Here is a 19884-nt window from a genome sequence, read left to right as displayed (position 1 = left end):
TATTTTCTGTAAAGCCTAGTCTTTCTTGATCGCTACCAGAGCATTAGTATTGGAAGCGCTAATGGCCGGATATATCCCCGATAGAACACCTGTCATTACTGCAAACGCAATACCTAGCGGGATATTTTTTAAAGATATAGAAATCGTCATCCCCGTCGTTGACTCTCCAAGGGGGATAATAGATGTTGTTGTTAGCAACTCATTCACTCCAGATAGGGTTAAATAAGAAATCAACACCCCGATCCCCCCGCCGAGCAATCCTAGCAATGCAGCCTCAGCGATAAACATATTACGTATTTGCCATAAATTAGACCCCAAAACTTTCATAATACCGATTTGTCTGCGCCGCTGATGGGTGGACATGGTCATCGCTACAATGATAGATATAGAGGCAATCACAAGAATGAACAAGCCAATTCCGAGGGCCGTCTTTTTGATCATGTTGAACTTCTCATTCACTTCGGCTTGATGGTGTAAGTTTGTTTCTGTAGACAAGATCAGCTTTTGAATTTGCCCTTCTACTTGTGCAACATAATCCTGACTCTCTACCTTAACCAGCATTGAATCGTAGCCTTGTAATTCTGAAGAGTCTGTTCTTAAACCAAACTCTTCCGAAAGCAATTGTGCAGTTTCCAACGAAACATAGGCTTTTTTATCATAAGCAGCCTCCTCCTTCCTAACTCCACTTGGCTGTTTTAGTATCCCAATGACGCGAAGAGAAGAACTGAGGGTGTTCTGCTGTAATTCCGCATTATAATACCGATATTGAATTTGCTGCTGATATAATTTTGAAGACTTCATATTTAGATTATTGAATTGTTGGATTAAACTATCATTATAAGGATCCTCTTGTAGTCGCTCCATCATTTTATTGACCGTAACAACATCCATCAAGCCAATAGTCGCCCCGTAGTTTAATACAACCGTGCCCACCGCATCTGAAGGTCCCCCCTGTTCGAAAGATTTGTCAAAGCTTGTGAGCGACTGAAGATCCGTGCCAAGGACCTCAACATAGTTAATGTTATTGTCTATCGTGACCATCTCAAAGCTTTCAACCTGCATAAAAGGTGCTACTGCTGTAACATGCGGGAGATTCTTAATAAGCTCTATCTTCTGCTCGGTCAGCTTTCCTCTATCAAAGTTTCCTTTTTTCGAAGTGCCGCTGCCTTTTGTAGATATCCCTACATTTGGTTTAACGGTGATTTCATTCATCTTGAAGTTCCTGTTCATCTCATCTAAGGAATATTGCTGGGCAGATTCTCCAACACTCATGGCGACTATAAGAGAGGCACAACCTATGGAAATCCCTGTCATACACAATGCCGTGACTACTTTACGTCGTTTAATTTGATCCCAGGCCAAGCTTGTGATGTCGCGAATCCGCACTAAGCCCCCCTCCCTGCAGGCATACTTTCACTATCAGCTTGTTCTGTTACCAGATATCCGTTCCGCAGTGTAATCACACTTTGCATCTGCTCCGCAACCTCGGCTTCATGCGTTACAATGACAAAGGTTGTATTCCTTGCCTTGTTTAGCCGCTGCAGAATTCCGATAATCTCTTCCTCTGTTTTGGTATCCAAATTCCCGGTAGGTTCATCAGCAAAAATGATAGAAGGCTCTGTAATAAGAGACCTTGCAATACTTACGCGCTGTTGCTGGCCACCCGATAGTTGTGAAGGGAAGAGATCAGATTTCCCCGGCAGCCCCACTTCCTCAAGTAAAGCAAGTGCCTTCTTTCTGCGCACAGAGGGGCGGACCGATTGAAAAACAAGGGGTAATTCCACATTTTCACGTACCGTCATTGTGGCGATCAATTCATAGGATTGAAAAACAAAACCGATATGTCCACGCCGGAATTCGGCCAGTTTATTCTCACTCATCTTGACGATATCCTGGTCCGCAATATAAATTTGGCCATCTGTTGGCTTCATTAAGCCTGCCATAAGATTTAACATGGTCGATTTACCTGATCCTGAGCTCCCCAGCAGAGCAACCATCTCTCCCGGCTTCACTCGAAAGCTGACTTGATGCAGCACCGGCACTAACTCTGTGCTGTTTCTAAAAGCATGTGATAAATTCTCTACTCGAAGCATGTTAAGAACTCCCTTAATATAATGACTTGTGTTTCTTGTGTTTCGTTATCTCCATTATAAAAAGTGATTGTATCGGTCTTTGGCAGACTTGTATCCAAGTTGTAAATCATTCACTGCTGCGCACAAATAAGACCAGCGCAATTAGATATACGCTGGTCTTATCTGCAGTTGCCTTGTCTAAAACGAAAAACGGTAAATTTCGCTTTTACTTAATTGGCTACCGATAATGAATAGATCATCCTCATGCCATTTCATCGTTTGTGCAGAATGGATATTTTGATATATCACTGTATCTGAATCCAGGCTCCCATTCTCCAAATAAGCAGTATGCAGGTCCCCTGTTTGATTGCTGTTTAGCATAAAGTAAGCGATTCGGCTTTCATCGGACTGCAACGCATAATTTGTTATGATACCTTCCTTCAATAGCTTGAATTGACTGGTACCTCGGTTGTACTGAAAGAGTCCATCTGTATTATTTATTTTCCCCTGTAGCACAAAATCGCCATTATTCATTACTAAAAATTGATTGATTTGTTCACTTTTGGCCACTAACTTTACCTTACTTGTATTCTTCAAGTCCATTTCAAATATACCGTAGCTGCTGTTAATTTCCGCTAAAAAACAAACCTTATTTTGTCCTGACTTCTGGATGATATCCCATCTAATTGTAATTCCGTTCAGATTGCTGGAGCCAATGGCAGTTCCTATTAATTCCAGTAATTGATCATACGTGATCAACTGCTGAACTTCGCCCGTCGAGACATTAGTTAGTATAACGTCGCTCCCGGAGAGACCCAAATAACGTTCATGATCAATGAACATGTTGGAATATGAATTATCGTTGTTCAACTGTTTCAGATCCTTATTCAACTCCAGGCTGTACACATTAGTCCTTAAGCTCTCTCCCCCATACTCAAACCTCGAATAGATTAGCTGTTTCGCATCGGGAGTCAAGGTAATTCCATATTCAACATTCTCAGCAATATCAGACATTTGATTATTATCCAGATGCAATACTGCTATTTTCAATCCACTTAGAGAGTTGTCTGGCACACTAAGAATAACATTATTGTGATCCCGCACTTGAAGATCATATATAGGATAATTATTAGTCAGCTTGGTTACAGCTTTAATCTCAAAGGCCTCAGTATTGCTTGAAATAAGACTCGTATTGAACTGACTACTTTTAAGAACCACCGTTCTAGAGTCAATGCTGCTTAGGGCATAGATGTTGCTAAGTCCATAGAATCCCAATATAAATACAAGCAGTAACAGGCCCAAGATCATGTAGTGCCGGTAACTCCCCAACAAACTCACCTTCTTCATTTCCAATCCTCCGGCAAGCTGATTTTGATTTCTGTGCCCTCGTTCAAGATGCTCTGTAGTTTAATGGCTCCGTGATGATCCTCGATAATGTTTTTTACAATACTTAATCCAAGCCCGGCACTTCCCTTCTCTTTGAGCATGTTCTTCTTCGCTCTGTAGAACGGTTCGAACACATGGGTGATATCCTCTGCAGGAATCCCCTCCCCCTCGTCTTTGACCTTAACCACTACCACTTCTCTTTCCTTGAAGGATTCCACGTAAATTACAGAGTTTACATCCCCATACTTAATGGAGTTGTCTAACAAATTTAGAAATACCTCTTTCAGTTTATCCCGGTCCCCTAAAACGAATAATCCTTCTTGAAGCTCGAAATGAATATTAATGTTATATTTTCTAGCTTTAATCCTCATATCCTCACATGCTTCTTTAGCAATTTCCGACAAATTAACCTTCTCAAAGTGATAGGTGGTACTCAATGTTGCCGATTGGGATAGTTCCAGTATTTCAACGACTGCCCGGTTTAACCGCTGACTTTCATGAATGATATAATTCATTCCCTTTTCAAAAAAGGGAGCGTCTGTAAATCCGTTATCCTTCACAATCTGTGCATAACCGAGAATGGTCGTTAAGGGGGTCTTTAGCTCATGCGTAACATTGTCAAAAAAAACTTTACTTTGGGCCTGAGCCTGTTTGACTTCATCCCGTTCTTGTTTAATAATTTCGATCTGATCTTTAATGTGTTTAATCATGATCTGAAATCTGCGGGCTAACTCGCCAACCTCGTCGCTGGATGAGATTGGAATGTCTATATCAAAATTACCTAAAGTAACCTGATTGGAACGTTCGGTCAGCTCACGGATCGGTTTGGTGATTTTTCTGGAGATAATGATGGAGGCAATAAAGATAAAGCTGAAAATAATGGCGGCAAACATTTTGATGATCGATTGAAAACGAGCGTTCCTTTGATAAAGCTGACTGTAATTTTTCTGATAATTCAAAAATCCAATAGGCGACTGCTTCTGCAGGATAGGGAAGGACAAAGTAACAATCACTTGCTGGTCAACCCTATTAATCGTGTAAGCAATTTGGGAGTGCGAGGCAGATTCACTCTTTACTTCATCCCCATTTATATAAGAAATTGTTACAGGTCCGCCAATTCCAGCCGATAATTCCTGAGAGAGTCTATTTTTTTCCGTGACTAATGTTTTTCTGCTCATCCTTTTTTTATGGACCAGAAAATATTGATTGATATAAATATCTAAATTTGTTTTCGTATTTATCATGTCCTCATTAATGATCCGATACATATTTTGTTCCGTAACTCTGTAGGATACAAACAGCATTGCAGAAAGCCCCACAAAAATAACAATTGAAAAAACAACCACAATTTTAAATTGAATTGGAAATTTCATGGTCTCACCTCGATACCAGCTTATACCCGATACCAAATATCGTCTCTATTATGGATAGGCTGTTTTCTTCATCCAGTTTTTTACGGATTCTTTGCACGTGGATATCTACAGTTCTGGTATCTCCAGCAAAATCAAAATCCCACACCTTATCTAAGAGATCCGATCTGCTGAATACTCTTCCCTTATGCTCTGCAAAAAATAATAGAAGATCATATTCTTTATTGGTGAGTCCGACTTTCATTCCGCTTTTCAGCACTTCCCTTTTACCTTTATGAATCTGTATCTCTGACCCTACATTGATAACTTCAGAGGTTTGGTTCTCCAAAGAATCTCCTATTAAATCAATTCTGCGGAAAATCGCCCGAATTCGGGCGATCACTTCTCTAATATCAAAAGGTTTGGTGATATAATCATCGGCTCCAAGTTCCATGCCCAGAACTTTGTCTATCGTGTCGGACTTGGCTGTAATCATGATAACCGGGATCGCGGAGTCCAAAGAAACTTGTTTACAAATATCAAAACCGCTCATGTCCGGCAACATCAAGTCCAGTAAAAGCAAATCTGGTTTGAAATGCTTCAGAATTTCCAGACCCTGCGTTCCTGTAGCCGCTCCTTTGATAACAAATCCTTCTTTGCGAAGGGAGTACGCAAGTAAATCACGTATGGGGTCTTCATCTTCAATTAATAATATCGTTTTCTGATTCATGGCTGCGTTAATCTCCCTAATTCCAATATCTAAAACCGTCTCTTTATCTTCTTTATTTTATCAGAATTTCAGTTCTAACATCATATTTACAATTTCCACACCATATGATGGGCTGCCTGCCCACGCTCCGCCTAATGCTTCAACTGTAACGGCCTTACCCATTAAATGCGGAAAATGCCTTGGGTCAGTGGTATCCAGTTTAGGATAACCAAAGGCGCCCGCGTACAACGCTAAATGATCGATCTGCGCCTTAACTCCTTCCTCCCAACTGAAAAATCGTTGGTGTGCTCCCTCATCTATATCAGAACCACCGGACTGTGTTTTTAAGCCCGCAGGATTCAAAAATGTTTCATCAAGTACGCCTCCAAATTTTCCATAACCGGTTTCTTTTGCAGACTGACTATATACGACAACGGGGTCGACCCCGGCTTTTGGAGCCTCATTCCAGATAATATCCGCCAGATCAATAAATACATCTGTTGCCCCCTTGGATTTCGCCCAATTTTTAGCTTGTTGAACATTAGCTCTTGGTGCAGACAATATAGGAGTTTCGCTGGTCTGATTCCCTTCATCAGTATTGTTATTTATAGCATTCTTGTAAGATAGCGTAACCGTATTATTGACAGAGTCCCACTTAATATCCATGCCGATAAGTTCACCTAAAAACCTTAACGGGACATATGTATTATCATGAAGTATCGTTGCGGCTGTATCCATTTCTAAAGGTATTCCATCAACAACAGCAGATTGATCCCCAATATTCAATTCTACATTTAAATTATCTTTGGTAAGGGTAATCGTTTTAGCACTGCCACTTTGTTTCCAATTGACATTAAAGTTCAAGAACTCGGCTATGAATCTTAAAGGCGCCAGCACCCTGTTATTCTTATCTACATACGGCTTCGCATCCGGGAAACTGACTTTCATTTGATTGAATATTAAGAAAACATCTTTCTCACTAGCAGAATTCACAGTACTGGATTGGGATGAATCACCGCTGTCTGAATTCTGTTTGATACTCAAATAATCAGTTGAATCTGCCGGTGACTCGATTTTGTCATCCAAACCATTAAGTACAGACATCGTAACAAAGGTGTAGCCTTGAGATTTATAATAATCAATGATTTGGGGAAGCGCCTTGATCGTATTATCCCGGTTCCCGCCGCCTGAATGCATCAGCAGAGTGATCTTGTTGCTAGAGTTTGACTTCACCGTTTTGAGAATCTCAGCAACTGAGTTGCCCGTCCAGTCACGGGTATCTACATTCCATAGGGCCTGCACATATCCAGACGCATTAATTTCTTTCTTCACCTGATCTGATATAGCACCGTAGGGAGGGCGCATTAGTACTGGTGTAATACCCGTACTATCGCGAATCGCCTTAGTTGTGGTTAATAGTTCCTGATGAATCTCTTCTTTGTTAAGCTTAGTTAGATAGGGGTGGCTCCAAGAATGGTTGCCCAATTCATGCCCCTCCCTTGCGATACGTTTCATAACATCGGGATACTGTTTGACCTGTTTTCCTATTACAAAGAAAGTTCCCTTGACTTGGTTATCTTTCAGAATATCAAGCACTTTCCCGGTATACTTTTTTTCAGGTCCATCATCAAAGGTTAACGCTACCATTTTTTCAGACGAACTGGCTACCGACTTCCCGGTCCCAACTGTGGCAATCGAGGCTACTATCATTATAGTAAGGATAATGCGCCTTGCTAGATCATGTTGTTGTTTCATAATATACTTACCTACTTTCAGTACCCATCATTGGATTAGTGTACTTATGAGTATAGGTAGTAATTATTTCGGAATTTAGAGAACTTGTATCCAAATTGTAACTTTCACTAGAAAAAAAGACCGCTTCTTTACGAGCGGCCTTTTAATGAGAAAACTATGGCAGATTTATGCATTGCGATATTTATCCTATAGTTCAACTGAAAGGGTACAATTCTAAATAAGAATCCACCTTGAACATTTATTTCGTATCTGTTGTTGTAAGAACCTTCATCGTTTTTCCACTTGTTAAAGATGGTACCAACTTATCGAAGGTTATAAAGTGATCGGTCGCGTTGTGGAAATCGAGAGCCGCTTGATCCTTCCACTCCTCCACAAATGTGTAAATAAGCTTTTCTTCTCCAACTTCATGCATAAGCGTGTAACGAATGCAACCATTTTCCGCTTGAGAAGCACGAATTAACGGTTTAACCGCCTCTATAAAAGCCTCTTTCTTGTCTGGAAGTACATTCAAATCAGCATGAATAATAATCATGTTCTGTTCTCCTTCAACTTAATGGATTGGTTTACATTTCTATTGAAGCGGCTGTCCCGTGTGCACTTCCAAACCTCCGGAAACGGTCAGGTTCAAACCATTCGTTGAGCTTGATTCATCAGAGGCCAAGAAATACATGGCTTTTGCCACTTCCTCCGGTGTACAAATTCGTCTTAACGGGTTGGCTTGATTAAACGATTCAATAACTTCCGGTGGATTCGACAAAAACATAGGCGTCGCGCAAGCCGCAGGGCAGACGTTGTTTACCCGAATATTATACTTTCCGTAATCCAGTGCCATAGCTCTGGCCAGATTAACGACAGCCCCTTTTGCGGCATTGTAAGCAGCCATATCGTAATCTCCGACCATGCCGGATACAGATGCGGTGTTCACAATCGTCCCTCCGCCATTCTGGATGAGGTAAGGCACAAAGTACTTAGAGGTGTAATAAATAGATTTAACATCAACATTAAACAATCGATCCCAATCATCTTCTTTCGTTTCGTGCAGCATCCCGCCGGCCCAAATACCTGCGTTATTTATGATGCTGTCAGTACCACCCATGGTTTTCATTGTATAGTCATATAAGTTTTGTATATCCGCTTCAACAGCTACGTTGCATTTGAAAAAGTACACCTCTTTATACCCCAAATCTTGTAGTTCCTCCATTACAGCAGCGCCGCGCACTTCGTTGAGATCAGCCAGCAACACTTTCCAGCCTCTTTCAAGAAAGAGCTTTGCCGCACTTAAGCCCATGCCCGATGTCCCGCCTGTTATAACCACCCGCATTAGTTGTTCCCCTTCTTTCCCAGATATTTTCGAATACCTTCCACACAGATTTGATGGTCAAGTTCACCCGTTAGCCCGCACACTGTAATTGAACCCACAACACCTGCATTTTGAATGCGAAGCGGATAAGAGCCGCCTACAGCTTGAAACTCTCCAGGATCAAGAAGACTGCTTTCGCTAAAAGTACTTCCTGAAGCTTTAAACATTTCTTCTGCGAATTTCGAAGAATGAAAATAACGGTCAACGACGTTCTTTTTCCGATCATACCAGTATGAATTTTCTGGCATTGTCCCATCCATGAGATGTGTGAATAAGACATGTCTATTTTTTTCGATTTTAACGCCAATCCCTCCCATGTTCATCTCCTCTGCAATTTCAATAAATAGTAGTCCAAGCTGTATTGCGTCTTTGCTGGTAAAGGAAGAAAACTGAAGCTCATCTTCTTCAGCTAGCAAATTTTCCATTATTTCATTCATTATGAATCATCTCCTCAATTCATTTACGACATTGTCGAATCCATTTCACTAATATCGTATAAAAAGATTATCATGGGCACTGAGCGAAGTCAAATGAATTCGGTAATGTCATATTGATTTCGCTATAATTGAAGTGTTGACAAGCAACTGTTATAATTTGTCCATAAAAGACATCAGCTTGAATATTCATACCTAGATATCCCATTGTTTATGGGCATTGATCTTTGATCTACAACTTTGTTGTTTGTGTTCGACCAAATACATTACAAAATATAAATAGTTTATGGGGGTACTATGAAAACGATTCAATCCATAGATAAAGCCATTTTCGTGCTGGAACATGTTTCGAAACACAACGGAAAACTATCTTTGACGGACTTAAGCCATTTGCTAGGTATGAAAATTACTACATTACACGGGATCGTCTCCACTTTGGAATACGGAAAACTGCTCTACAAAAATCCGAGCAGCGGGAAATACTCATTGGGGTTGAAATTGTTTGAATGGGGGAAACAGTTCGAAGCCGATTTTTCAATCACAGAAATTGCACACCCTTACATGGAGGAACTTGCAGAACAATATAATGAAACCGTTCATCTGGCTGTGCCCTTTGAAAATAAAATTTTATATATCGACAAAGTTGAATCCGTTCACAAATTCAGATTTACGTCTATGGTTGGGACGACTGAGGAAGCCTTCCGCTCCGCTATCGGACTTGTTATCCTGGCCAATCTTCCAGCCCCCCATCTACCAGAATTTCTTGGAGGCATTGATGAATACCATGAAAAGCAACATTTCGAAACTCCGCTCCCAGCATTATTGTCTTCAATAAAGCAGGAGGGTTATTACACTCAATTCGAGTCTCCAGATGATTATTATTGCATCGCGGCTCCTATCGTAAAGGCAGACGCTACCGTAGCTGGTGCAATCAGTATTGTGCTTCCTAGCCATCGATATCAGGAAGACTTGTGTCATCAGATTGTAGAGCAGTTAAAGCGAGTTGTTTCCGAAATCGCTTCTAATATTTAACAATCGGCCAGGATAGGAGGGCATGCCCGTTCGTTACTTTCACTTTAGAGTTGGCGTACAAAACAAAAAGCAACTCATCCGCAGACAAGTCGCTTTTTGAACGCTGTATTCTTCTCTATTCATCACTCTTTAAGAGAACCTACTACAATTCCTGTAACAAAATATTTTTGCATAAAAGGGTAAATTAAGAGCAGCGGGTAGGCTTAGTGGAGAGACAATACAGCTTGGGTACAGCCATCGGACTCTTGCGGTCTGTTGTCGGAATCGTCCTCATTCTTTCTGCCAATAAGCTAGCTCAAAAGTTAGCAGATTACCGAATTTTCTAAAGAGGGAGGTGTTTTCCATTTATGTCTGTAACTTTACCTGACACAAGTCAGAACATAAATCCTTATTTTATATTTAAATTATCATTATTTTGTCTGACTAAGGTAAAAAATATATCAATTCTACCTAAACAATGAACAACCGAACGATAAGCAATTTAATCAGACAACTGCTTTTTGTGCATCTGAGTCCCTGTACGGTCACAATCAGCCCTTAAGGAACCACACAGTTTATTCAAAGAATACTCAAGATACGGCATCTGTCTCCAATTCCATTCCCCTAATGGTAATACCATACTTCTGGTTTAACCGTTGGATCAGGTCTATAATCTGAATCTGGTAACGAATATCGAGGTGTGTGGTGGGCTCGTCCAACAGCAGAATACCAGTCTTCTGTGCCAAAGCCATTGCAATCCAAGCGCGCTGCTTCTGTCCACCGGAAAGCGTATGAAACGGCTGATCTTTAAATGTCAGCAATTCCGTCACCTCCATCGCCCATTCCACAGCCTGCTCATCTTCCTCGCTGTTACTGCTTAAAAAGGCTGTATATGGCGTGCGGCCATTTGCGATAAGTGACTTTACGGTTAGGTCCTGAGGGGCGGAATTGACTTGATGCACAATGGCAACACGTTGAGAAAATTCCTTCAAGCGAATGCTCCGAATATTCAGACCGTTTAAATAGACTCCACCGTCTAAAGGCTTCAAATTTTTAGTCATCAGCCCGAACAGAGTGGATTTACCGCATCCATTCGGACCCAGGACAGCCGTTATTTTCTGCATGCTGATTGAAGCTGAAATGGATTTCAGGATATCCCGTTCTCCATACCGGAAAGATAAATTATTGATTTTGATCAAGGTTTATCACTCCTTCTGAGCAAAACAATGAAGAATGGTCCGCCAATGACGGCCATAACTACAGCAGCAGGAATCTCGTAAGGCTGAGCAATCGCCCTGCCTACCGTATCCGCAAACAGGACGGTAAAGCCTCCTAACAGAATAGAAAAAGGAATCAGTACCTTATGATTGGAGCCAACCATGATTCTGGCTATGTGGGGGGCTATCAAACCGACAAAGCTGATTGTTCCGGCAACAGCCGTGGAGATGCTGGCCAATAAGACAGCAATGCAGGAAACAGCCAGCCGCAATGCGATTACATTCACTCCTAAATTTCTTACCGTCTTATCTTCCATTGCCAGCAAATTACTCTTCCCCGCTGCCAGTACTGCCGCTGTCAGGCCGATAAGAACATAAATCAGAAGATTATATACATCGTCCCATGTTTTCATGGAAATATTAGCATTGACTATCGCCATGACGCCGCTTTGCTTACTTCCGGTTATAGATCCCAACGCGCTTATGAGACCGGTAAATACGGCATTTATTGCAACGCCAATCAGAATAATTCTTACAGGGCTAAGTCCCGATCTCCATGAGAGCAAATATACTGCCCCACAGCCCAGAAGTCCGCCAAGAAATGCAAATCAAAAATAATGTCTACCTTATCGTTGTATTCAACAAACAAACCCCGCAGCAATGCAGGAAAGCTTACACGAATACTTCCAAGATTCACAGCGGCAAAAAATAGAATAGCTAGCATTAGCCCCCTTTCTGCTAACCCATTTGTTGCTTGATCAATTAAAGGCTTCTGGTGCTGGTCGTATTATCAATGTTGCCTCTAGCGCCCAAACGAAGCAATGGGACATTGAACAACTCAGCCAGCAGCAACGCAAATTTTCAAGTATGGATGCATACAAGGAAGCCAAAACAGTTGTTCTAATGATGACATACTACATGGCTAAGCAAATATCAGATATGAAAGTGATTGTTAACGCACTCCATCCCGGAGTTATATATACCCCACAGTCGTCAAGAACAGCTCCTGCATTTGCAAAACCTCTGCTCAAATTATTCATGAAAAGTCCGGAACAAGGGGCAGAAACTTCAGTTCATCTAGCTTCATCTCCTGATCTAACCAATGTTACCGGCACATACTTTGTTGGAAAGCAACCCACGAAAACTGTTACAGTTTCTTATGATACTGTTCTTCAGAAAAAACTATATGAACAGAGTCTTCAATGGACCGGGTTATCCTAATCCAGCTCTGAATGCTAAAGACCTCAGATATCTACTAATACCTGAGGTCTTTTCCTTCTATTCCATCGCTAGAATCGTAGTCCTTTACTTCACCGTTACTTTCATTATTGCGCTTTCAGTTATACCTGTATTATTCACCAGCTCCACCCGGTATTCATATACTCCGCTTGACCGATTCGAAATTACAGTCACAGCAGACTGTGAATTAGATGAATTAACGGAAAATATCTGTGTGTCGACCAGCTTATCATTTTCATACAACCGATAGGTCGTGCCGTTCGTCCCCCACCACATATTCATCGTTATCTTATAGTTGCCGTCCCCGTCCCAGTTGTCATTCGACAAGACAGGCTTGGAGGGAGATGCATCTTTAACTGTCACTACAAGTGGGACGGAGACGGTCGTGCCAAAAGAATTACTGAGCTCAGCTGTGTAGGTATATGTGCCATTAGCTTTTCCGGTAACGTTGGTCAGCAGTGTCTGCTCCGCTGGAGAATCATCTGTAATAGCGCGGCTGTCGATAAGCTTGCCATTCTCATACAGCTTATAGCCGGTACCATTGCTGCCCCACCACATATTCATTGTAATCTGGTAATCCCCGTCAAGCAGCCCTGTATCCTGTCCATTGTTATTGGATAGAACCGGCTGTCCAGGCGCATCCGTCGCCTTCATAACGCCGCCGACAATCTGTATAGCCGGTGCTTGAGGTGGTTCCATTCCGCTACCCAGATAAAAGCCAGGGTGCGGCGGCTGATTGTAACCTACGTTCTGCCACGCCACTGCCAGGCGGTAGATTGGATCATGCATGAGTGTGCGGATACGGATATCTGTCAGATCCGTTGTGGTGTAAATCCGCATTTCACTGCTGTCCGTGGAGCGCCACATAATTTCCTCGCGCCAGTCTCCAAACAAATCGGCCTGCAGGCTCGGGTTAGCTTTAGTTGAGTTATTTGACGATGCCCCAGCTGCTGTTAACAAATTGACAGTAGTCTGGTTTTCATAGTCCCACTTGTCGACCCGGTTATTATCCATAAGCTCCCTCAACAGGTCACCGTCCCACCACACGCCAAAATTCGTTGAGGACGGCAGCTTTGTGGTAATTAACTCTCCCTTAGCGCTGTAAATGCCCGTTACAGGGATATGCTGGCCGTCTGTGATCGTTGCCGCCCATGCTTCTTCACCCACATAATTCGGATCAATGTCAGCGGACATTCCACGTCCGGTATCAAGACCAGTATAGATCCCCCAGATTGCCTCACCAGTCTCAGCATCCCGCATTTCCAGGCCGTATTTGGCGTTCGTATGCTCATGCACATCGACTACTTCCAGTCCTGGTCTTGATGGATCCAGATCTCCGAAATGAATGGCATCACCATGTCCGAGCCCTGTGTTGTATAACGGCAGTCCGTCATCATCAATTGCCATTGCTCCAAAGGTAATTTCATCCTTGCCATCCTGGTCAACATCGCCTACCGAGAGATTATGATTACCTTGGCCGCTATACTCCTCATATCCTTCCTCACTGGAATCAAATCGCCACACCTTGCTCAATTTCCCATCCTCATAATCATAAGCAGCGAGTACAGTACGAGTGTAATAACCTCGGCTGAAGATAGCGCTTGGATGTTCGCCGTCCAGGTAAGCTACTGCAGCCAGGAAGCGGTCAACACGGTTTCCGTAGCTATCTCCCCAAGATCCTACATCTCCACGCGGAGGATCATAATCGACAGTATCTATGGCCTTGCCGGTCAGTCCGTCAAAGACAGTCAAGTACTCATCTCCCAGCAATATATAACCTGAGCTGTTACGATGATCTGCACTGGCATCACCAATTACATTGCCTTGACCGTCAACCGTTCCATCTGCTGTTTTTAACATAATCTCCGCCCGTCCATCACTGTCAAAGTCATAGACCAGGTAAGGAGAGTAGTGGGCTCCTGCGCGGATATTCGGTCCGAGTGTAATCCGCCAGAGCCGCGTCCCATCCAGCTTATAAGCATCCATGTACACAATGCCGGTATATCCGGAATGTGAATTGTCCTTGCTCTTTGAAGGCGACCACAACATCACTATCTCATACTTCCCGTCTCCGTCCAGATCGCCTACACTGGCATCACCTGCACTGTAGGTATACGGCTGACCATCTTTGGTATAGCTGTCGGCAGGCTTCTCCAGCGGAACTGACAGATATTGCTGCTGCCACACGCCAAATGCTTCTGATGCAAGCTGTTCTGAGCCGTTTATTACAGACTTAATCGTATATTCGGAGCTATCTGTGCCTTTAGCATCCAGCAGATTCGTACTTCCAGTCAGCGGTGAAGCATTAAGCTTAATCCCGTCACGGTATACATTGAAGGCAATGAAATCAGGATCAAGCCCCAACATACGCCAGCTGATATAGTTACCGCCGCTTGTTGTAACAGCTACCGGCGCCCGGTCAAGCCTTTCCATGTTACGGAATAATGATGTAACAACGGGAGTATCCAGAACCGGTGAGGAATCGGATATCCCACCCGTATTGACGGAAGCTACTTTGTAATAATAAGGAATCGTACTCAGAATGGTACTGTCTGTGTAGGATGACTCCTTTGTTTTACCAATCAGTGTATAATCACCATCCGCCGACTTAGAGCGGTAAATATTATACATTTTTGCAGAAGAATTATTATTCCAGCTGAAGCTGACATCATTTTTGTGAATAGAGTCCAGCTTCAAACCGCTTGGTACTGTGGCTTTAGCAACGGAAGGATCAATCATGGATATCAAGAGCACATTGGATGAGACGGACTCCTGTCCGGTACTGTCCACCCCAGTTACCCAGTAATGGTAATCAATCCCGAGATCTGCTGTTACATCTGTATAATTGGTTTCAGATGATTCACCTAGTATCTCAGCCTTCAGGGCTACACTAGCCTGACGGTATACTTTATACTTTGCCGCTCCCTCAAGCTCATCCCAGGATAAGGAAGCCGTTACAGGCTCGCTGTTTAAATCGAGTTGATTCAGCTTCAGATTAGAGGGTGCCAGCATAAGCGGTGTAATCTCTATTCCGTTCAGATGAGCAGTTGTGCCGCTGAATACCATATTTATCTGCCCATCCTTCACCGGAAGCTGACTATATTCTTTCTCTGAAATTTTCCCTTTATTAGAGGAAATGGTGCCGTAGTCCTTACCTTCAATCGCAACATTTGTTTTGGTAGCGCCAGACCAGTCCCCGGCATAGATCTTGGCCGAATAATAACCATTCGGCAAATCAACCTTGAATTCATAAGACCCGCCATAATCCATGACAAAATCCCGGCGTAATGCATCCGTACCATTACCGCGGTCACGGTCACTCATTCCAGCACTGGATACAAGCCCGTAACCCAACTCCGGTGTATAAATAACATTACGCGTTACTTCAGTGAAGCCTTCGGCAACTGGAGCGCCGACAGGGCCAAAGTCAAAACGATATTGAGATTGCTTGGTTGTAAAGTCTTTAACTTTTACAACCACGGGGGTGCTTAAGCCTGATTCTGTATCCTCCAAATTGATAGCGGTTACATAGTAGGAGTAATTAATATTTTGGGTTACTTGTTCATCCGTATAATACGTGGCGTCAGTTACTCCTAGTAATAAAGTATCCTCAACTTCAGCACTGCGATACACTTTGTAATATACTGCATCAGTCACTGTACTCCATTTAAGCGATACACTGTTATCTTTAACGGCAGTAACAGCAAGTCCCTCAGGTGCTGCAGGTGGTGCCGCCAATACTCTTTGAACAACCAGTGCATTTAAATATCCGCTGCTGTCATTTCCGGAAATGTCTACAGTAAGTTGGCCATCGCTTACCTTAGTATGATACGTAGCCTGATTGACCTGTTGTTTGCTGGTAATCATGCCGGCTGCTATGCCTTCAAGTGAAACCTTTGTTTTGGTTGTACTTGTTCCCGTAAGCAGATCCCCTGAATAGACCGTAATGTCATAATTGCCGTTTGGCAGGTCTACCAGGAACTTATAGGATGAGCCAAGCACAAAATCATTAGTAAGCTCATCGCCTCCTGAGCGATTTCTGGATCCTATGCCCAGGTCTAACCCGTAGCCAAGCTCACCCGTGTACAGCAAAGATTCATGCACACCGCTATAGCCCTCCATAACGGCGCCCGAAGCTGTTCCGAAATCATATTTAAGCGACAGTAGTGAAGGCTGTGCCTGAGTAATTTCCACCTGCTCAGCGCCATATGCGAATGCGGGAAACAATGTTGAAACAATGATAAAACACGACAGTACAACCTTTGTCATTGCGCATTTCTTTACAAAGTTCATTTTTTGTGCCTCACCTGCTTTCAAAGTTTAAAAACATTTAACAGCACATAGCAGAAAACGCTTACATTTATACTCATTTATAATTTTTTTTATTTTCCACACTCCCTCCACATAGTAAGCTGACATGGATAACCTTTTCAGTTCCAATGTCAACTCTTATAAATGAGATAATATCATGCAGGGTGTTGGTTTAAAATGGAAAAAAACATCGAGAAATTGTATGTTTCGATGCTTTAACACCGTCTATGGTTCTTTTGAGATTATTTATGTCTCCTCCCTCTGTCTGCTCCGATATACCGTTGGCGGGATTCCGTTCATTTGTTTAAATATTTTGCTAAAATGATATTCCTCGTAATATCCGCATAACTTGGCAATTTCCTTAATTGTATAATCCGTGAATACGAGATAACGGCAAGCCTGTTCGTTTTGAATGTGCATATGATATTCCTTAGGACCCCTGCCTGTATATTTTAAGAATAGTTTTCTCAAGTGAGAGGCTGAAATTCCGTACTCATTGGCCAGTTTTGCAATCCTGTGGTGGATCATATATGAATTCTCAAGCTTATTCTTAATCTGTTCAAAGGCGGCCATAGCTCCAGAACCTGCTAAATTCCAATCCGCCTGCAAAGTCTGGTGCAGCTTATACAGTAAAATCTGTAATTTCGCCTGGGATACAGCTGCACCAGCAGTCATTCCCGGCATCCATTCCTGGTGAATATCGCGGAACAAATACCCTAATTCTCCAGCTTCATTTTGGGAGTAATGGCTTAAAAAGGGGATATTCAAGGCCTCAATTTGAACTATGTCCTTCCATACCGCATCATACGGCAGCTCCGCGCAATCAAATAAAAGCATCGTCATTCGAAGCGGATCATCCGACTTTGAGCGCATAGACATTTGAAGGCCAGGCTTTAAGTAAATCAGCATTCCTGCTTCTACCTTGTGTTCAATATTGGTCTTAAATATGCCCTCACCCTCGTGAACCCAATACAAGCTATGAACATTCACCAGATTACGGATATCCTCCCAGCCTGGATATGTATTTTTATTTAACACAAAATGAATGTGTACGGTGAGATTATTCAGATTATAGCCGTGTGTTTTCAATAGACATCCTCCTCTTTCTGTTCCAAAGCGCGTTTTTTACAAGCTATTAGCTATTTTTTCTATTCAATGCCTGCACTCTTAATGTTACTATCCATACTATCATGATATCTGCAATTCGCAATTAATAAACGTAATAATGAGGAGGAACACAATTGGTAAGAACTTTTCGTGAGCATCACACCCGGAGAACAGAGCTGCTGGACGGACCTTGGGATTTTGTAAAAGATCCATTAAATATAGGTGTCCAAGATAAATGGTATAATCGATTTCCACATCCCTCACAATCTGTTTATGTACCCTCATGCTGGAATAACGAGCTTGGCTTATACGAATATGAAGGGATAGGCTGGTATAGAAAAACAATCCATATCGAGAACACACATAACATTAGACTAATCTTTCATGCCGTGCTTGGGCATTCCGATGTATATCTGGATGGGCAGCATCTTGGATATCACTATGGCGGATATACTCCATTTGAATTTATAGTTCCCTCCATGGCAGCAGGAGAGCACGAGCTTGTGATCCGGACAAACAGCACGCTGGACCGTCTTACGATTCCGACCGAGCAGGTAGACTGGTTCCATTACGGCGGCATCATCCGGTCGGTGGAGCTGCAACACTTGCCTGATCTTTATATTGAACAGCTGAAGATTGCCTATGAGCTGAAAGGTACAGCTGCAGCTGTGTCTGTTCATATACAGCTCCGCTCCTTCCTCCAAACCGCACATACCACGAAACTGGCATTCAGTGAAGGTGGACAAGAATTGCATTCGGAAGAAGTACAGATTGAAGCAGGTCAGACCTTAAGCCATACGTTCAAGTTGCTGTTGCCGGAGGTTCGTCTATGGAATATCGGCCGTCCGGAATTGTATAGCTTCCAGTTACGGACAGAGGAAGACGACAAGATTGAGCGGACCGGCTTCCGCCATATTGAGACAAAAGACCACCGAATTCTGATTAACGGCGCTCCTGTTTATCTTAAGGGTGTAAATCGTCATGAGGAGCATCCCGAATGGGGCTTTGCCTTCCCTCCGAAGCTCATGCATAAGGAACTAAGTATCCTCCTTGAGCTTGGCTGTAATTCCGTCCGTGGCTCACATTATCCCCAAAGCCCCTATTGGCTTGACCTGCTCGATGAGCATGGCATCGTCTTTTGGAGCGAAATTCCAATTTGGGGAGCTTTCCTGCCGAACGAAACGGTAAGTGAGCCACTTTTCCAGGAGCGCGCGCTAACTATGATCGAAGAAATGATCGGCTTGCATGTTCATCATCCGAGTGTGGTATTCTGGTCTGTTCATAATGAAATTGATACCCGTACACAGGAAGCTTTCGCATTTACACAGGCTCTGGTCGAACGGGTGAAGACATTAGACACCTCTAGACTCATCGCCTATGCTACAATGCACCCGCTTGAGGATATTGTGATGCCTCTATTCGATGTTATCGGCATAAACAAATATTTGGGCTGGTATGAAGGAGAAGTTAGCGGATTCGAAGGGTTGTTGGAACAATTCCATAAGCGGGCAGAGCAGTTAGGCGCCGGTGACAAGGTGGTGCTTATGACTGAATTTGGCGGCGCCGGGCTGTTCGGAGACGTAGGCTGGGAACCAAGGTTATTCAGTGAAGATTATCAGGCCTATATCGTCACCGAAGCATTACGTATCTTTAAGAATGACCCAAAAATTGGCGGTACTTACATTTGGCAGTTTGCAGATATCCGTGGCGATCTGAAGAGCAGCAGCAAACATTTCCGTGATCGTGCCCGCAGTTTTAACAACAAGGGTCTGGTTAACGAGTATCGTAAGCCTAAGCAGTCCTTCCGCGAAGTACGCAGGATCTACCGCTCCTGGACGGAATAATTCTTTTACATTGTAACTCGAGGCGCTGTCCCTCTATTGAGACAGACCCATTATGCTGTTGGCCTTCATGTTTGCATATGGTAATTTATG

General features: G+C 42.9%; 16 protein-coding genes. 3 read left to right on the top strand and 13 right to left on the bottom strand.

Annotated features, from left to right (window positions below; translation table 11 throughout):
* Positions 1-15 precede the first annotated feature (15 nt).
* From MHI45_RS27190 to MHI45_RS27150, 9 genes are all read right to left on the bottom strand, one after another.
* Positions 16-1386: an ABC transporter permease gene (locus MHI45_RS27190; protein WP_341119733.1), complete on the bottom strand. Its 1371-nt coding sequence runs from the start codon at positions 1384-1386 to the stop codon at positions 16-18.
* Entirely contained in the window at positions 1386-2093 is a 708-nt protein-coding gene (locus tag MHI45_RS27185; protein WP_038587674.1) for an ABC transporter ATP-binding protein, read from the bottom strand. The genes MHI45_RS27190 and MHI45_RS27185 overlap by 1 nt, the downstream gene beginning before the upstream one ends.
* A gap of 177 nt (positions 2094-2270) precedes the next feature.
* Complete coding sequence (locus MHI45_RS27180; protein WP_341119732.1) at positions 2271-3419, bottom strand: hypothetical protein; 1149 nt, start codon at positions 3417-3419, stop codon at positions 2271-2273.
* A complete protein-coding gene (locus MHI45_RS27175) occupies positions 3416-4831 on the bottom strand; it encodes a sensor histidine kinase (protein ID WP_341119731.1) in 1416 nt (471 codons plus the stop codon). Before MHI45_RS27175 ends, MHI45_RS27180 begins: the two co-directional genes overlap by 4 nt.
* Positions 4832-4835: 4 nt before the next feature.
* Positions 4836-5537 carry a response regulator transcription factor gene (locus tag MHI45_RS27170; protein WP_341119730.1) on the bottom strand — a complete coding sequence of 234 codons (702 nt, stop codon included), beginning with the start codon at positions 5535-5537 and terminating at the stop codon, positions 4836-4838.
* A 60-nt stretch (positions 5538-5597) separates the two neighbouring features.
* Positions 5598-7271: a polysaccharide deacetylase family protein gene (locus MHI45_RS27165; RefSeq protein ID WP_341119729.1), complete on the bottom strand. Its 1674-nt coding sequence runs from the start codon at positions 7269-7271 to the stop codon at positions 5598-5600.
* A gap of 238 nt (positions 7272-7509) precedes the next feature.
* Complete coding sequence (locus tag MHI45_RS27160) at positions 7510-7803, bottom strand: putative quinol monooxygenase (RefSeq protein ID WP_341119728.1); 294 nt, start codon at positions 7801-7803, stop codon at positions 7510-7512.
* Between the two features lie 39 nt (positions 7804-7842).
* Positions 7843-8592 carry an SDR family NAD(P)-dependent oxidoreductase gene (locus MHI45_RS27155; RefSeq protein WP_340894057.1) on the bottom strand — a complete coding sequence of 250 codons (750 nt, stop codon included), beginning with the start codon at positions 8590-8592 and terminating at the stop codon, positions 7843-7845.
* The gene (locus MHI45_RS27150; protein ID WP_340894058.1) at positions 8592-9068 is read right to left on the bottom strand and encodes a heme-degrading domain-containing protein; all 477 of its coding nucleotides are present in this window, start codon (positions 9066-9068) and stop codon (positions 8592-8594) included. The genes MHI45_RS27155 and MHI45_RS27150 overlap by 1 nt, the downstream gene beginning before the upstream one ends.
* Before the next feature lie 294 nt (positions 9069-9362).
* Here MHI45_RS27150 and MHI45_RS27145 point away from each other — a divergent pair, with 294 nt between their 5' ends.
* The gene (locus tag MHI45_RS27145; protein WP_341119727.1) at positions 9363-10097 is read left to right on the top strand and encodes an IclR family transcriptional regulator; all 735 of its coding nucleotides are present in this window, start codon (positions 9363-9365) and stop codon (positions 10095-10097) included.
* Between the two features lie 569 nt (positions 10098-10666).
* Here MHI45_RS27145 and MHI45_RS27140 read toward each other — a convergent pair.
* Complete coding sequence (locus tag MHI45_RS27140; protein ID WP_340894060.1) at positions 10667-11275, bottom strand: ABC transporter ATP-binding protein; 609 nt, start codon at positions 11273-11275, stop codon at positions 10667-10669.
* Positions 11272-11859 (bottom strand): FecCD family ABC transporter permease, encoded by a 588-nt coding sequence (locus tag MHI45_RS27135; protein ID WP_341119726.1) that lies wholly within the window; start codon positions 11857-11859, stop codon positions 11272-11274. Before MHI45_RS27135 ends, MHI45_RS27140 begins: the two co-directional genes overlap by 4 nt.
* A gap of 184 nt (positions 11860-12043) precedes the next feature.
* On the opposite strand from MHI45_RS27135, the gene MHI45_RS27130 reads away from it, so the two are divergent.
* Positions 12044-12514, top strand: a complete 471-nt coding sequence (locus MHI45_RS27130; RefSeq protein WP_341119725.1) for an SDR family oxidoreductase — start codon at positions 12044-12046, stop codon at positions 12512-12514.
* 84 nt (positions 12515-12598) lie between these two features.
* On the opposite strand, the gene MHI45_RS27125 is transcribed toward MHI45_RS27130, so the two are convergent.
* Together MHI45_RS27125 and MHI45_RS27120 are read right to left on the bottom strand one after the other, a co-directional pair.
* A complete protein-coding gene (locus MHI45_RS27125; protein WP_341119724.1) occupies positions 12599-16825 on the bottom strand; it encodes a rhamnogalacturonan lyase family protein in 4227 nt (1408 codons plus the stop codon).
* Between the two features lie 264 nt (positions 16826-17089).
* The gene (locus tag MHI45_RS27120) at positions 17090-17932 is read right to left on the bottom strand and encodes an AraC family transcriptional regulator (RefSeq protein WP_340894065.1); all 843 of its coding nucleotides are present in this window, start codon (positions 17930-17932) and stop codon (positions 17090-17092) included.
* Between the two features lie 152 nt (positions 17933-18084).
* On the opposite strand from MHI45_RS27120, the gene MHI45_RS27115 reads away from it, so the two are divergent.
* A complete protein-coding gene (locus tag MHI45_RS27115; RefSeq protein WP_341119723.1) occupies positions 18085-19794 on the top strand; it encodes a glycoside hydrolase family 2 protein in 1710 nt (569 codons plus the stop codon).
* Positions 19795-19884 lie beyond the last annotated feature (90 nt).

The organism is Paenibacillus sp. FSL H3-0321 (genome assembly GCF_038002865.1).
Taxonomy (GTDB): Bacteria; Bacillota; Bacilli; order Paenibacillales; family Paenibacillaceae; genus Paenibacillus_AQ.
This window is presented reverse-complemented; position numbering and strand designations above follow the sequence as displayed.